Below are 15,151 nucleotides of genomic sequence, written 5' to 3' on the forward strand. Positions count from 1 at the left end.
TATCGTCCACCTTAAAATTACCTCCCGTTATCGGACCAATGCATAGTTTCAACGGGAAAAAATCTGACTCCGTACGATTGACCAATAGCCTTGAGATCAGCAAAGGACTTTATGGCAATCTCATCACCGTGAGCATCCTGCACATTTTTGCCGGTGAAATCCGGGATATTCATATCTATGGCCGCACCATAATTGTGTCGGGACGACCACGGCCTGCCGACCTTCTGCCTGCTTGAATTGAGTCGCAGCCCGAATCCATTGCACATGTGTGTCGCGGCTTTTCTCGACGCATCGAGGTCCATCTCGCCATCTGCCGTTCGATGTACCCAATCAATATCTACGCCAGTAAAACGCTCCACCTTATCGGGGCTGACCGTTCCCTTGGCAATCTGAAACGCGTGATACATGAGATACGATCGCTCGGCCGGACGGAATGTGGCGTTAACCACCGGCTGAATGCCTGCAACCTTGAGCGCAGCAAAGAACGCTTCAACACAAGATTTGAATGCGGGATTCAAGGTGTCTACAGACTGACTCCCTTTGAAACGATCGCACCAGATCGCACCGCTCAGTTCAAGCGTTGGCGAGCTGACCAGCGTTTGTGGATGCCCGCTTTCAGGATTGCGCTGGTGCACCACGCCAACCTCGCGTTGATCTGCAACCGCGACTCGGACTGGGCTCGCGGGCTTCACTGTCGAAGGCCGCGCTTTCGGCAAAGGATTGGACTGCGTCACGGCATGCGCCGCGCGCACTCTGAGGTGTTGCCGCGCGTAGATATGATCGGCATTCGCCAATCCATTGATGCGCACCAGCGTATCGACCGAGGTGCCGTATTTTGCCGCGATGCTCGACAAGGTCTCCCCGGCTCGCACAACGTGCATAGCAGGATGAGCTACCAGTTCCGTTTGATGCACCCGCGGACGCGCAGAAAGCAGGTAGTACGGAGAACCAAATGTATATGCCGACGCCGCGCCGTCAGCCGTGAAACTGCCGATCTTTTCCAGGTCGCCCTGCTCGCGGTCGTAGTAGAGGCTAACTTCGCGTCCGAGCAGTCCACTGAAGATCCACGGCAAATCACCGTTCTCATCGGTCTCGGTTGCGAAGTTATCACTGGCGCTTTTAACGTGAATCTTCTGACTTGCGAACGGTTGATTCAGCTTGTCCCTGAGTTGCACCTGAACCGGTTTTCCCAGCTGTTTTATGACTCCCGGTACATTGCCCTCTTGCTGCTCCATAGCGGCGGAAACCGCGCCGAACTTATCCTCGCCAAGCGACCCAATGATATCCTCGGGCGATACACCCGCCTTCTCCGTAACGAAACTCACGTAGGCATCAGTGTTGTTTTCCGAAGACGGCGCATACTTCGAAATCATCCCTTTTACGGTGCTGTTCCCATACACGCGCTTCAAAAGCCGCTGATGGGCAAGTTGGCCGGATGCGCGATCGGGAAATATCACGAAGAGGCTTTTCGAGCCGCTCGTACGCTGCGCGTAACCAATGGCAGCATCCATCACATAGCTACCAGGCTTGGTGAGGTTGCCTGGATTATTGGTACGCCATGCAAACGAGCCCCCAATGTAGAGCGTCTCGCTTCCGTCTTCGTCGAAGTAGTGAACAGTTTTTCTGTCACGATCATATGTCGCGTTAACGAACATACCTCCCCCTAGTCAACAAAAAATTCTTTCTTGAGCGCATCGTCAGCGTTCATATATTTTTCCTTGCTTTCAAATCTCTGCTCTTGCGTGAATCGCGCCATGTCTCGATTGCCATTGAATCGAAACACCTTGAACGTGACGGTTGAGCGATCGAGATAAAGGGCTGGCATGACCGCGCCAGTTTTGGTCGCCTGGACAGCGAATAACACGCCCTTACGCATGAATACAGCAACGGATTGCACCATCGAATCGGCCGACTCTATCGTTGTCAGATCCGCAGAATTGCCGTCAGGTTGATCGACCAGTACCCGGGCCCACGTTCCGGCGGAATGCGTGGGCAGGACAAAGCTGGTGTAGGTCTCGTAACTGTGGGCGGTCAAGGTACCCACGAATGCCCTTATTACCCTGACGGTCTGGCCGGCGACCTGAATGTCGTTGATGCCTTCATTCAAGGTAAGTGCTTCGCGTACGGGAATGCCGTGGAATTCGCCCGCATGAGCCCGGCATACGCAAAAAATAAACAGGCCAATCGCCGCAAGTCTGACTGTGATTTTCATGGGTTACTCCTCGCCGTCCGCGATTGCCTGCGCGATGCCGGGGTCGCTATACACGATGCGTTCAAGGAGCAGGCGCCGAAATGCATCAGGCGATTTCTCATTTGACTCGCGCGGGCGGTTTATCGTCCACTGCAGCGGAGTTTGGTTGTCATCGTCTTTGGGTGGGCGGTCGCCGTCCTCAGGCTGATCGGAATGGGAGGAAGCCAGATCGACGAACCCGGGAGCACTGCTGCCTGAATGGTCTGCGCCGCACACGCAATCGTCTCCATGATGTTCGGTTACGCACCACGTGCCTGGTTCCCCCAGTAGCACCGTCAGTGCTTCATTGTCGTTGTGGAATACGCGCTGCGTCCTGCCGTGTTCGTCCAGCGAGCCCTTGGCGACGACACGCCCCGTTGAATCGATGAATTGATAAGGAACGGCCCCATTCGTGCCGCCAATCCATTCCCCCATTTGCTTGTCGAGCACGACTCTTGCGCTAAAGGCGGTTGGAATCTGACCGGGCCACGGGTATGCCGAGTTCGGCAAACCTGCGGGGCCTTCCCAATGGAAACTTCCACACTTCAGGGTGATATTGCCGGGGCATCCGAGTTCGATATCGCCGTTGGCAATCTTGATGTACGCACCGCGACTGGTTAGCGTAAGCGCCTCTTTCGACGCAACGGTTATCTGCCCTTCGTTGCTGGTCAACCGGGCGTCCTTCGCACAGTTCAACATCAACTGTCCCTCCTGAGCCTGAGCGATCAGGTCTTCCTTCGCGGCGATCAGTTTCATCCCGCTGGCTTGCGCGAACAGCGACACAGCGCCCGCCGCTGCCAGCCGCACGTCCTTTATGGCCCCGATGTCCACGCTGCCTCCGGCCGTCGCCATCAGGTTGTCGCTCGCGGTCATCTGCAGATGCTGGCCGCTCGTGAGCGCCATTCCGTCGGGCGCAGCAGCGAGCAGTACGGACTTGTTCAGTCCGAGCAGTCTTTCTTCGAGCAGGCTTTGTTGTTTCTGGATATCGTTGGCAAGCGCCTGCGCCGATTGCGCCGCCCTCGCTAACAGCTGCATTTGCACGAGGGCTTCTTCCAGTTGCGACTGGGCCCCCTTCATCTCGAGCTGTGCGTCCGTCGCACTGGCCTGCGCCTCCGCGCTAAGCAGGACCCCTCGGCCGCCCCGCACCGCCACATGTGCGTCGGTGCGCAACTCCGCCCCTCGTCCACGCTCCGCATTGCCGCCATCCACCATGTGCCCAAGATTCAGTTCACTGATCTGGAACGGGGTAGTCAGATGGATGTGCTCGCGACTTTCCAGATCCTCCATGCGCAGTTCATTCTGCGCGACGGTACGAATCAGGTTGCGCGTGTGGTTCAGGTTGTTGACCAGGTCGGGATGCAGGCTGTCGTGCATCGCGCCGATGATCACCGGTCGGTCGGGATCGCCATCGGTATGAATGATGGCCACCTCGGCGCCGTCGATGAGCGGAAAATGATGGCCGTAGTCATCGCCGCTATAAGGCTTCGCCAGTCGCACGGGACGGCTCGTACCACCGGGACTCCATGCATCGAGATCGAAGGGCAGCTTGATGACATACCAGCCCTCCTCGGTCAGATAAGCGCGTTTGTAGTCCCCCGGCGACGTGATGCGGGCCGGCAAGATACCGTTGATCACGGGCCGCGCAGCCTGGATGACGGGCGTGCGCCAGACGCGATTGGAAGGGATTGCGGTGAAGGTGTTCGAATATGTCTCTTTGCGGCCACCGCTGGACGAGACGGACAGAATAAACAGCCCGTGCGGCGCATCCGGGAGCGGCTGATCGAGATTCAGCACCTCTCCCGCTTCGAGGGCGAACACGTTGCCCTTGCCTTCGAACGTGATCTGTTGCGCCAAATGCGCTTCGTGACGCAGGGTTGCGATGCGCCGCCCCTCTTCCGGCGTTTCATAATGCTCGCCCCAGCGGTAGTCAATGGCGTTCGTCGTCGCGTCGTCACGCGCGGCATTCTGCTCGACCAGCAACGGTACGCCGGCCTGGCGATGGTTGTAGTCGTTCAGCCGGATCGCCTCCGGCACGCGCCGCATGCGGCGCTCAATGGACCGGATGGACTCCGCGCCGGAATTGGCCAGCCCTGAGTGCCGCCGGAACGGCACGATGCGTTCACGCCGCGCATACGCATCGAGGTCATCGCCAAACACGATCACCTCATGATTTTTCTGCTGCTCGAAGCGAAACCAGATCCCCTCGTCCGCCGCGACACGCTGGATGAACGAAAATGTCGTCTCTTGGTACTGCGTAATATATTCATGGCGTTGGTATTCGGCACGCAGGTTGAACTTGAAGTCGACACCTTCGCGGTAGCCATAGTGACGTAAGGTATCGGTGATGATCTCCTGAACCGACTGCTTCTGGAACAGCCGGCTCGTCACTGCGCGGGCCAGATCCGCCACCCGCGGCTCGATGACGATCCGGTAACGCGTTTCGTCCGCGGAGGTGTCGAACTGATCGAACTGCGTCACGATGCCGTGCACCGTCCGAGCCGCTGGCATTTCGCTGAACTGCGCCGCGTGCTCGCCAAACATCTTGAGCAGATACCCGGCGTTGGGGTCGATGGGGTCGATCACGAACTTCGCGGGCCGTCCTAGCACCTGGTCCATCGGGATGTCGGCGCGCGCACAGGTGAACTGAATGTCGTAGCGGTAAAGGCGGCTGACACCTTCGTCACCTTCGAAGTGCAGCACCGAAAACGGCGCAGGATGCGGCGCAAGCGTCACCTCGTACGCCTGCGACGGCAGAACCATCAACCCCATCAACGACTCCCTCGTATACGCATAACGTCAATGACGGCGCGGTTGTCCGTCCCGGCTCACTCCATCAGGTGCGGCGGTCTAGCTCTTTGCCTTGGGCATTTGCGACACCAGCGAAAGGCCAATGTCCATTCCCTCCACCTGGAAGTGCGGAATGATGAACAGCTTGATGCGGAAAAAGCCCGGGTTGTCCTCGATGTCTTCCACTGTCACCCTTGCCTCACGCAACGGGTGCGATGCCTGCAATTCGTCACCAGGGTCCTTCATCTCGGTCACGAGACTCCTGACCCAGTTGTTCAACTCGAGTTCGAGCAGCCGGCGGTCCTTGGTGGTGCCAATGTTTTCCCGCTGGATCAACTTCAGATAATGCGCAATGCGAGAGAGCAGGAAGATGTACGGCAGACGCGCGTTGATGCGGCTATTGGCCGTTGCCTCCTTCGTTTCGTACAACGCTTGCTTTTGGGTCGAGCTGGCCGAGAAGAAGCAGGCGAAGTCGTGGTTCTTGTAAAACGACAACGGTATGAAGCCGAGGTTGGCAAACTCGAACTCGCGCGTCTCGGGAATCAGCACTTCGGTGGGAATCTTCGGCTGATAGCCCGTGCCGAGGTCATACAGATGCACCGGCAAATCGTCGACCTTGCCGCCCGCCTGCGGACCGCGAATCTGCACGCACCAACCGTTACTGGTAAAACTGCGCACCATGTTGGCCGCAAATGCAAACGACGCGTTGACCCACAGGTAGCGGTCGTGGTCCGGGCCTTTCACCGCCTCTTCGTAGTTGAAGGCGCGTACCGGCGTCGTATCCTTGCCATACGGCAGACGGCCGAGCACGCGCGGCATCGTCAGGCCCACGTAGCGCGCGTCGTCCGTGTCACGAAAGCTCTTCCATTTGATGTACTCGGCGCGATCGAAGTAGTTGCCGATATCCTGGATCGAGGCCACTTCTTCCATTGATTGCTTGCCGAAGAACGCCGGCCCCACCGAGCCGATAAACGGCATGTGCGCTGCGGCGGCCACCTTCGAGATGTTGCGCAGCAAGCCAATGTCCTGCGGCGAATTGGCGAATTCGAAGTCGCTGATGAGCGCGCCAATCGGTTGGCCACCCGGCGTGTCGTACTCCTCGACATACGTGAGGCGATACAGACCGCTCTGGATAAGCTCAGGTGTGTCCTCAAAGTCCCGGACCAACGCATCCTTCGATACGTCGAGCACTTCGATACGCGCGTTCTTGCGAAAATCCGTGCGGCTCACCAGCATCTTCAGACCACGCCAGCGCCCTTCCAGGGCCTGAAATTCGGCGGCGTGCATCACCGCGTCGAGCTGGCGGCTGATGGCACGATCGAGCCGGCCGATATGAAAATCGAGCAGCGACTTGTCCAGCCGGTCGACCGGCCTGCTTGCCTCGCCCACCAGTTGCAGAAAGGCACTCATGCCCCTTGCCAGCCGTTCGTCCGCCGACGACTCCGACAACAGGTCGTTGTCCCGGAACGCCTCGAGCGGACGCGCCACACTCACTGGCTTCAAATTGATCTTGCTGCACAGCGCTTCATAGATGCTGCTAGCGTGCCCTGAGCCCGCTTGCTGCTGGGCCTCCAGCACAACCACCCCGGTTGCGCCATCTTGCTGGGATTCGTCAAGTGACATATTGGATCCTGTTCTACTGTTCTCTCGGGACGCGTATTGCTCGTTGACCACGGTACTGCGCGGACAATCGTGGTGTCATGCATGACCTTCGGCCTGCGTGGCCGCCGTGGCAATCTGCGCAAGCTCGCCGCGCAGTTGCCGTGAGAGCGCATGGTCTTTGAGGATCTTCTCGAATTCGCGGCGGAACGTGCCGTTGTCGAGCAGGTTCGACTTCAGGTCGCGCAACAGATTGCGCATGGCCAGTAACGGCTGAAGCTCGGGAATCTGGCGGGCGACCTGTTCAGGTTCGAAGTCCTTCATTGATCTGAAGCTGAGAGACACAGGCAGCTCGCTGCCATCGCCGGTGAGGGTGTTCTCGGCGCCTATCTTCAACTCGGGTGCGAGGTCGGACAGGACGGCATCGAAATTATTCTTGTCGATGTTGGTCTTCCTGCGTTCCGCAAGCGGAGCCTGCTCCTTGCCCGCGCTGAAGTCCCCAGCCACGAGCAGCTTCAGAGGCAACTCCACCCTCTTCTGGGCTCCCCCCGTGTGCAGGTCTAACGTGATCGAAACTCTCGACTTCGGAATTTCGCGCTGGAAGCTGTCCATATGTAGTCCTTGATAACAGGATGATCAATCTGGTTTAGCAATCGGCTGAGTCTTCGCTTATACGGCTTTATGTCTCGAACCGAATTAAACACGCAATTCCGCCCACAAGTCAAAGGGCCATAATTTGTGGATTTTCGTAAAGTGTAAAATTTAATCAACTTTACGAATATTCGACTTATTTTGAAGATATCTCGCAAATAATCCGGGGTGCCACATTGGCCGTGCGCGTGAGCCACGGCAGCCTTGGCCGGCCGCGAATCAAGCACCCTCCCTATTTCCAGGCAAATATTGCGGTATATCAATATACAAAATTCAAATGAATTGATTGATAAATATCAAACCGCTGCACGATAAATAACAACGAAAAAGATCAACGTATAAATTGACCTTCAACCCTGTTCTTTCACTGTTTATTGCGCTTAGAATCGGCAGTCCGAATTAACGAAATCAAAGAAGATCACGAACATGCGGATCGACAAGCCGCTCTGGCATGAAGGCCTGATTCTCAATCAACAGCAATTCCAGCAACAGGACCGGTGGACGAGTTTCATCCACCGGCAGTTCGCCGAGGCTGCGATCGCAGAACCGTGGGGCACGCTCGATGTGGAGATAGATGAAGAAGCGCTGCGCAATGGCCGGCTCAAGCTCACGCGCCTGAAACTTCGTTTTCCTGACGGCACCGTCTTCGACACCTCCGTGACCGACGCGCTCCCTCCTGCACGCGATCTGACGCAAGCTCTGTCGTCCGACACGCAGAACGTCGTGGTGTTCGCAGCATTGCCGCTTTTGAATGCCACGGGCAGCAACTGCCGCTTCGACGAGACAACGCTTGCGCGGCCACGTCGCGTTTATCGCGAGTTTGTCAGCGTCACCGATTTGCACGGCACCGAAGCGGCGGAGATCGCTGCTGAGCGACATGCGGTGCGCTTGCTATTCGATTTCGAACCGCATGCAGACGACAGTGTCTGCGCGATTGCACGCCTTGCGCGCGGTGCGGACGGGCACTTTCAGGTGGATCATCGTTATGCGCCGCCATGTCTCACGCTGGCGGGCCATCCGCTACACGTCGAACGGGCGAAACGTCTTGCCGACATCCTGCAAGCAAAGAGCGCAGCCTTGAGCGGTCGCAAGCATGAGCGCCTGGAAACCGTGGCGGAATATGGCATCGCCGATGTCTCGCTGTTCTGGCTGCTGCACAGCATCCACACCTACTGGCCGCAGCTCAGGCTCTTCGCCACCCATCCCAACCAGCCACCCGAGCGTTTCTATTCAACGCTTGCTCAACTGGCCAGCGTGCTGATGACGTTTTCGACCAGCGCTCAACTGAGCGAGATTCCACCGTACGTCCACGCGCGCGCAGACGAGATTTTCACGCAACTCGAAGTACAGATACGCGAACTGCTCGACTCGATCATTCCATCACGCGTGGTATCAATCGCGCTGACCCGCAAGAGTCCAACCACATGGTTGGGCCAGTTTCTGGATGAGCGGCTGGTATCCGACGCCGACTACTACCTGTCTGTCAACGCAGCCGTCGCGCCGTTCGATCTGATCGAGCAGTTACCCAAGCTTTGCAAGATCGGCGCACCGGACGACGTCGAGCATATCGTCAATTCCGCGCTTGCTGGTGTTCCCCTCAAGGCCGTACAGCGCGTCCCTGCCGCTATTCCCGTGCGTCTCGACAACCTGTATTTCGCGCTCGATCCAAACGATCCGGCGCACGCCAGGATGCTGGCTGCGCGTGCATGCCAGATCTATTTACCGGCCACGATTGCCGATCCGTCGCTCCAGCTCTACGCAGTTTTGCGCTCATGATAACTTTTAGTACTCTGAATCAAATCAAGCAACGCGACAGACAGCCCATCACGTCCCACGCGGCCGGGTCTGGCATGCGCGATCTGTTGCGCGATACCGCGTTGCTCGTCTCCATGCTCAGGCAGGGTGGAACCACTGAGTCCGTCGAAAAGCTGCGCGCACGGTGCGTGGAATTGATGCACGCATTTTCCACTGCGCTCGAGCAACGCGGATTCCCGGCAGACGTCCGGCAAGATGCTGAATACGCACAGTGCGGACTGCTCGACGAGGCAGTGTTGCGTTGTCCGACGCTCAAAGACCGATCGAGTTGGGAAGCGCATCCGTTGCAGGTGGAGCGTTTCGGCAAGCTGGACGCTGGCGATCATGTCTTCGACCGTCTCGCGGAACGGATGCGCGAGGCCGCGCCCGAGGTCGATCTTCTCGAGTGCTACGCCGCCGTCCTCGGTCTGGGCTTCATGGGCCGCTACGCCCGTGAAGACGAAGCGAAGCGTCAGGCATTGATCACCACACTCAATGCGCGTCTCGCCAGCTTGCGTCCTGCCGCCACGCACACGTTCCTCGTAGAGCGCGGCGGCCCCCGTGTCACGGACTGGCTCTGTCGTCTGTCGCCGTGGGGGATTGCCGCGCTGGCGGGAATCGCGGCCGTGACCGTGTACCTGATCTGGGCACATGCGCTGAATGCTCAACTCGCCCAGCTGGTCCGGTCGGCATCATCTGTCCAGCCGTGATGGACGATCTGCACGTCGCCTATCCGCTACGCGCCATGATCGTTCTGGCGACGACGCTGGCGCTCGCCGTGCTGATTCTGATCCTCCCGGTGAGTCGGGAGCTGGCGTGGACGGTCGCTGCCGGCATCGTTTTGCTGGCACTGGCAGGCATCGTTTTGCGCACCCTGCGACGCAATCGGGCCCGCCATCAAAGCGCACCGGTGCTGGCTGCGCTCGCTGCCATGACAGCCGATCTGCCGCTGAATCTGCGTACGCGCATGCCGCTGGTGCTGGTGACGGGAGATGCGCTCGCCCACTTGTTCAATCGCGAAGGCGGCGAGGCGCAGCTGGCTCATGTCGGCGAAGGTGCAATCTGGCTGCGGGTGGATGAGCCAGGTGACCTGCCGCGCGTCAGCGTTGCCGTGGAGCAGTGGCGCGCTGGCCGCGCCCCCGATGGCGTGATGCTATCCATCGCACCAGCAACGTACGGCAGCGAGGACGCATTGATGCAGGCGCTGCGCCGTGCACGTCAAGCCCTCAGCGACACCACCCGTGCGCTCGGCACGCGCATGCCCGCTTATCTGGCCATCTACCAGCGGCTCACGGCGTCACCCACACCGCCAGTCGAGCCGCAATGGCACGGCGTGTCGTCCGCAACCGCACTTTCCAATACGCTGCAATGGCAAACGGTGGTGGCTGCCGCTGAATCGCAGGGCGAGCGTGCCAGCAACGATCCTGCGCACGCTGCACGAGTGGCGGCGCTGGCAGCGATAGTCGGATGGACAGAGCGCGTCGTATTAGGTCCGCTCAATGACGATGTGCAACCGGCGGCTTGCTGGCCGTTGTGGGGTATCGGCTGGATTGATTGTGGTCCGGCGAGCGAAGCTGGTTCGCCGTGGGCGCGGGACGTCCACGCCCGTTCTCGAATCGTGCCGCCGCCCATGCCCGCCTCGCCCACGCCCTGGCCCTTGCCACAGCCCTTGATCGAAGCCATGCCGCGGAGCCCGTGGATCTCCCCGGCGTGGTCTGCGCTCGCTCACGTGATCGGGCTCCTAGCCTGCGCCAGCGCGTTGGCCATCTGGGGTTCGGCCATCAATAACCAGAGCTGGCTCGCGCACATCGGCGCCGACCTGCAGCGCTTCGCCACGATCCCCGCGACACACGACACGGCACGGCGCGACGCCTTGCAGGCACTGATCGCCGTGCGCGATCAGATTGACCGCTATGAGCGCGTCGGTGTGCCCCTGCGTCTGTCGTTCGGCATGTACCGCGCGGCTGCGCTCATCCCTGTCGTCAATGCCGCGATCGCTTCCTATGCGCCGTTGCCCGCGCCCCCGGCTATCGTGACGCTCGACAGCATGTCCCTGTTCGACAGCGGCAAAGCGCAACTCAAACCCGGCTCGACTCGCGCGATGGTCAGCGCGCTCGAACTGATAGAGGCCCATCCCGACAAGCGGGTTCTGGTGGCCGGACACACCGACAACGTGGGCCGCGCCGATCGAAACCAGGCATTGTCGGTAGCCCGCGCCGGCGCGGTGCGCGACTGGCTGGTCGAAGCATCCGGAATCGCGCTGACGCAGTTCGCGATCCAGGGCTATGGCGACTCGAGGCCCATTGCGGACAACGCTAGCGAAGCGGGACGCGCGAAGAACCGTCGCGTCGAAATCACGTTGGTGCCTGACAGTCCGTATCCATTTCCTCCGGGCACTCCCGCTGGATCTGGGCAAAAACACGGCTGATCCAGCCGCCATGTTTCGGGCCCGAAGCGAGGCTTCGGGTAGTTGCGCGCCGGAGTCGACTCCGGACGCTTGTTGCAGTCAAAACGAAGGAGAAAGAAAAGATGGCCATACCCGCATACATGTGGATCAAGGACGACGGCGGCGCGGACGTCAAGGGCTCCGTTACGGTGCAGGGCCGCGAAGGCAGTGTCGAAGTCGTGGCGCTCGATCATCGCGTCAGTATCCCCACGGATGCCAACACCGGCAAGCTGACCGGCACGCGCGTGCACGCGCCGATCGTCTTTACCAAGGAGACCGACTCGTCGACGCCGTATTTTTATAAGGCCGTCACGAGTGGCCAGACGTTGAAGTCGATCGAAATCAAGTGGTACAAGATCGACGACGCCGGCAAGGAGAAGGAATACTTCAACACCAGGCTGGACAACGTAAAAGTGGTCGGAGTCAAGCCGAAGATGCACGACATCAAGAACCCGGCGTTCGAAAAACACAACCACCTGGAAGAAATCGAGCTGCGTTACGAGAAGATCACGTGGTCGTACAAGGACGGCAACATCATTCACGCCGATAGCTGGAACGAACGCTCGTAAGCGCGGCCGGGAAGGCGGCAGTGGCCGCCTTCCTTCGCTTCGTTTCGCTAGTTTCTCTTAGCTTCGTTTCATCCCGGAGGATATCTGATGCCGGTTGGTCCTTCGCTATACGACAAGCTGCTCGGCCAGATCGGCGGTGAACCGCTCGACGCACACGACGATAGAACGCTCGAGATTCTGAGCATCCAACAGAATATCCGCTGTATTCTCAATACCCGCGCTGGCGCGCTGAAACACTTGCCCGACTATGGGCTGCCAGATCTCACGAACATCTATAAGGCGCTGCCCGCTTCAGCACATCTGCTCAAGCAGCAAATGGAAGCGACCTTGCTCGTGTATGAGCCGCGTATCCAGTCTATCGACGTGGAGTACATCGCCACGACCGATCCTGGCATACTGGTGAGCTACGAAATGATCTGCCATCTCAAGAAGAGCGGCCTGGTGCGCTTTGGCACCTACTTCGAGCCGCCCGGCCGGATGCGCGTGCAGCGTATCGAACGCGAACGCTAAGCAGCACATGCACCGCCCCCTCACCCCGTATTCCGATACGCCGCAGGCGTACTCCCCGTCCAGTGCCGGAATGCGCGATGAAAAGCCGTCGGGTTATCGAACCCCACGTCGTAGGCAATCGCCGCTATCGCGTCCTGCGACTGCGTCAGCCGCTGGATCGCAATATCACGGCGCACTTCGTCCTTGATGGCCTGAAAGGTCGTGCCCTCGGCTTCGAGTCTGCGGCACAGCGTGCGCACCGAGTAGTGCAGATGACGCGCGACGGCGTCGATGGTGGGTGGCACCGGCAAACAGTCGGCGATATGCCGCCAGACCCGATGACTCACCATCTGCTCTGCGAACGAAACGAAAATCCAGTCCTCGGGCGCGCGCCCCAGAAACGCCTTGAGTTCCGACTTGCGGCGTCTGACCGGCTCATCCAGATACGCGGCGTCGAAAGCGAGGCGTGTCGTTTGCCGTCCGAAACGCACCGGGCCCGGAAACAGATACAGATGGTCGCCCGCCCGCGCCGGCCGATGAAACTCGAAATCCACCTTGGCCAACGCGATTTTCTGGCCAATCAGCCATGACGCGACACCATGCACCAGCTTGAGCATCAACTCGCGTCCCAACGTGCTCACCGCGGGTCCAGCCGGATTGTCGACGAGTTCGACGTAACCGAATGCGTCGTCGCGATTCAGCACGATTCTGAATTCGTCGAGCAGCAGATGAAAGAACTGGCCGAAGCGGTGCAGCGCAACGCCCAGATTCGGCGCATCGAGCAGACTCAGACAAAGAAACTTCAACGTGCCACTGCGCAGCGGCCGGCTGAAAATGCCCGGCATTTCGTCGTCCAGTTCCACCGCCAGCAAACGGTAAAGCGTCGAGAATTGTTCCTCTGTCACCCGCGCGCCGGGCTTGCTCAACAACTCGTACGGTATCCCCGAACGGCCCGCAAGACGCGCGACGGCAGCACGATCGGCGCCCGAGAGAAAACCGTTGACGACCGAGATGGAGACAGTGGCGGTAGGTGGGTTCAATGCGCGCAATGCGATAGTCGAAGTTGGCTCATTTTGTCATAAGCCGGACGGCTCGCGAATCAGGTTCCTGACTTGGCCTCATGAATCCACGTCCCTTCGCAGGCCAGGCAACGCGTGACGCGTGTGCTAGATTAGTCGCGACCCTTAAACGGCGGGAGCGGCACGTGTGGCGTGATTCAACCCGATCATGGATTCGCTAGTCACCGCCGCCGCGCATGCACTCGCCGCGGGCGATCCGCTGGGCGCACTGAAACGGGTGGCCTTGCGCGACGACGCACCGGCGCTCGCGCTGCGCGGCATCGCGATGGCTCAGCTCGGTGAGCTGACACGCGCGAAGACGCTGATCCGCAGTGCGGCGCGCGCCTTCGGTCCGAAAGAAGCGGTGGCCCGCGCACGCTGCGTGGTCGCGGAAGCGGAGATTGCGCTCGCTTCGCGCGACCTCCACTGGCCCAGCAAACGCCTCGACGCCGCACGCGCCACGCTCGAAGCGCACGGCGATCGCGCCAACGCCGCTCATGCGCGCTACCTCGAGGTCCGTCGTCTGCTGTTGATCGGGCGCCTCGATCAGGCGGAGACCATGCTCGCCACGCTCGACCCCACGTCCTTCCCGCCCGCACTCCGTGCCGCCCACGAGTTGATGGTGGCCGGGCTCGCCATGCGGCGTCTGCAGGCGAAGTCCGCCCGCGCTGCACTGCAACGCGCCACTCTGGCCGCCGGGCACGCGGGCATCCCTGCGCTCGTGGCTGAAATCGATCACGCGCGCCTCTTGCTGAACGCGCCGGCCGCGCGGCTGATCGCGCACGGTGAGGCACGCGCGCTGCGGCTCGACGAGGTCGAAACGCTGCTGGCATCAAGCGCGCTCGTCGTCGATGCGTGCCGTCACGGTGTATGGCATGCGGGAACGATGCTTACGCTTGCACGGCGGCCGGTGCTGTTTACGCTCGCCCGTGCGCTGACCGAAGCGTGGCCCGGCGATGCGCCACGTGATGCGCTGGTCGCGCTGGCCTTCCGGGCGAAGCATGCCGACGAATCGCATCGGGCCCGTCTGCGGGTGGAGATCGGCAGGCTGCGCACGGTCCTCGCACCGCTGGCCACGATCCGCGCAACGGACCGCGGATTTGCGCTCGTGCCGCACGAACACAAATGCCATGACGCGCACACCCCGCATGAGGGGCCCTCGGCACCGCGCGAAACTCATGCAATGCGAAACCCACCTCAGGAAATGGTCGAGGTTGTAGTGCTCACGCGTCCTGTCGAAGAAAAGCACGCGGCCGTGCTCGCCTTACTCGCGGACGGCGAGTCGTGGTCGAGTTCCGCGCTGGCACTCGCGCTCGGCGCGAGTCAGCGCACTGCGCAGCGGATTCTGGACGCGCTCGCCTCGGCGGACAAGGTGCAATCGTTCGGCCAGGGACGCGCACGCCGCTGGATGACGCCGCCCATGCCCGGATTCGCGACCGCCTTGTTACTCCCACCTCCGCTGCCAGGTGATTAGGATGAAGTCGTCGGGCCTGTGCCACGGAACGCCCCGTCATCGGCAAGGTGTAGG

The 15,151-nt window shown here is 60.2% G+C and carries 12 protein-coding genes; 6 read left to right on the forward strand and 6 right to left on the reverse strand.

Translation table 11 applies throughout. The features are described from left to right. Positions 1-17: 17 nt before the first annotated feature. The 5 genes from D0B32_RS25010 to tssB all read right to left on the reverse strand — a co-directional run bounded on the left by D0B32_RS25010 (position 18) and on the right by tssB (position 7,228). Positions 18-1,655 carry a LysM peptidoglycan-binding domain-containing protein gene (locus D0B32_RS25010; RefSeq protein WP_117336983.1) on the reverse strand — a complete coding sequence of 546 codons (1,638 nt, stop codon included), beginning with the start codon at positions 1,653-1,655 and terminating at the stop codon, positions 18-20. A gap of 8 nt (positions 1,656-1,663) precedes the next feature. Then, positions 1,664-2,212: a hypothetical protein gene (locus tag D0B32_RS25015; protein ID WP_117336984.1), complete on the reverse strand. Its 549-nt coding sequence runs from the start codon at positions 2,210-2,212 to the stop codon at positions 1,664-1,666. A 3-nt stretch (positions 2,213-2,215) separates the two neighbouring features. Then, positions 2,216-4,990 carry a type VI secretion system Vgr family protein gene (locus tag D0B32_RS25020; RefSeq protein WP_117337182.1) on the reverse strand — a complete coding sequence of 925 codons (2,775 nt, stop codon included), beginning with the start codon at positions 4,988-4,990 and terminating at the stop codon, positions 2,216-2,218. A gap of 87 nt (positions 4,991-5,077) precedes the next feature. After that, on the reverse strand, positions 5,078-6,640 hold the full coding sequence (gene tssC / locus D0B32_RS25025; RefSeq protein ID WP_117336985.1) for a type VI secretion system contractile sheath large subunit: 1,563 nt from the start codon (positions 6,638-6,640) through the stop codon (positions 5,078-5,080). Between the two features lie 75 nt (positions 6,641-6,715). Next, on the reverse strand, positions 6,716-7,228 hold the full coding sequence (gene tssB, locus D0B32_RS25030) for a type VI secretion system contractile sheath small subunit (protein ID WP_117336986.1): 513 nt from the start codon (positions 7,226-7,228) through the stop codon (positions 6,716-6,718). 465 nt (positions 7,229-7,693) lie between these two features. On the opposite strand from tssB, the gene tssK reads away from it, so the two are divergent. The 5 genes from tssK to tssE all read left to right on the forward strand — a co-directional run bounded on the left by tssK (position 7,694) and on the right by tssE (position 12,586). Then, positions 7,694-9,043: a type VI secretion system baseplate subunit TssK gene (gene tssK, locus D0B32_RS25035; RefSeq protein WP_117336987.1), complete on the forward strand. Its 1,350-nt coding sequence runs from the start codon at positions 7,694-7,696 to the stop codon at positions 9,041-9,043. A gap of 74 nt (positions 9,044-9,117) precedes the next feature. Then, positions 9,118-9,771 carry a DotU family type IV/VI secretion system protein gene (locus tag D0B32_RS25040; protein WP_117336988.1) on the forward strand — a complete coding sequence of 218 codons (654 nt, stop codon included), beginning with the start codon at positions 9,118-9,120 and terminating at the stop codon, positions 9,769-9,771. Further along, the gene (locus tag D0B32_RS25045) at positions 9,771-11,489 is read left to right on the forward strand and encodes an OmpA family protein (RefSeq protein ID WP_259295127.1); all 1,719 of its coding nucleotides are present in this window, start codon (positions 9,771-9,773) and stop codon (positions 11,487-11,489) included. Before D0B32_RS25040 ends, D0B32_RS25045 begins: the two co-directional genes overlap by 1 nt. Before the next feature lie 101 nt (positions 11,490-11,590). Further along, positions 11,591-12,076, forward strand: a complete 486-nt coding sequence (locus D0B32_RS25050; protein WP_117336989.1) for an Hcp family type VI secretion system effector — start codon at positions 11,591-11,593, stop codon at positions 12,074-12,076. 87 nt (positions 12,077-12,163) lie between these two features. Then, positions 12,164-12,586, forward strand: a complete 423-nt coding sequence (gene tssE / locus D0B32_RS25055; RefSeq protein ID WP_117336990.1) for a type VI secretion system baseplate subunit TssE — start codon at positions 12,164-12,166, stop codon at positions 12,584-12,586. Between the two features lie 20 nt (positions 12,587-12,606). Here the strand turns inward: tssE and D0B32_RS25060 are convergent, their stop codons facing one another. Further along, complete coding sequence (locus tag D0B32_RS25060) at positions 12,607-13,605, reverse strand: AraC family transcriptional regulator (protein WP_259295128.1); 999 nt, start codon at positions 13,603-13,605, stop codon at positions 12,607-12,609. Positions 13,606-13,792: 187 nt separating this feature from the next. On the opposite strand from D0B32_RS25060, the gene D0B32_RS25065 reads away from it, so the two are divergent. Next, positions 13,793-15,097 carry a helix-turn-helix domain-containing protein gene (locus D0B32_RS25065; RefSeq protein WP_117336991.1) on the forward strand — a complete coding sequence of 435 codons (1,305 nt, stop codon included), beginning with the start codon at positions 13,793-13,795 and terminating at the stop codon, positions 15,095-15,097. The last annotated feature ends 54 nt before the right edge of the window (positions 15,098-15,151 follow it).

Source organism: Paraburkholderia sp. DHOC27 (assembly GCF_003429005.1).
Lineage (GTDB): Bacteria > Pseudomonadota > Gammaproteobacteria > Burkholderiales > Burkholderiaceae > Paraburkholderia.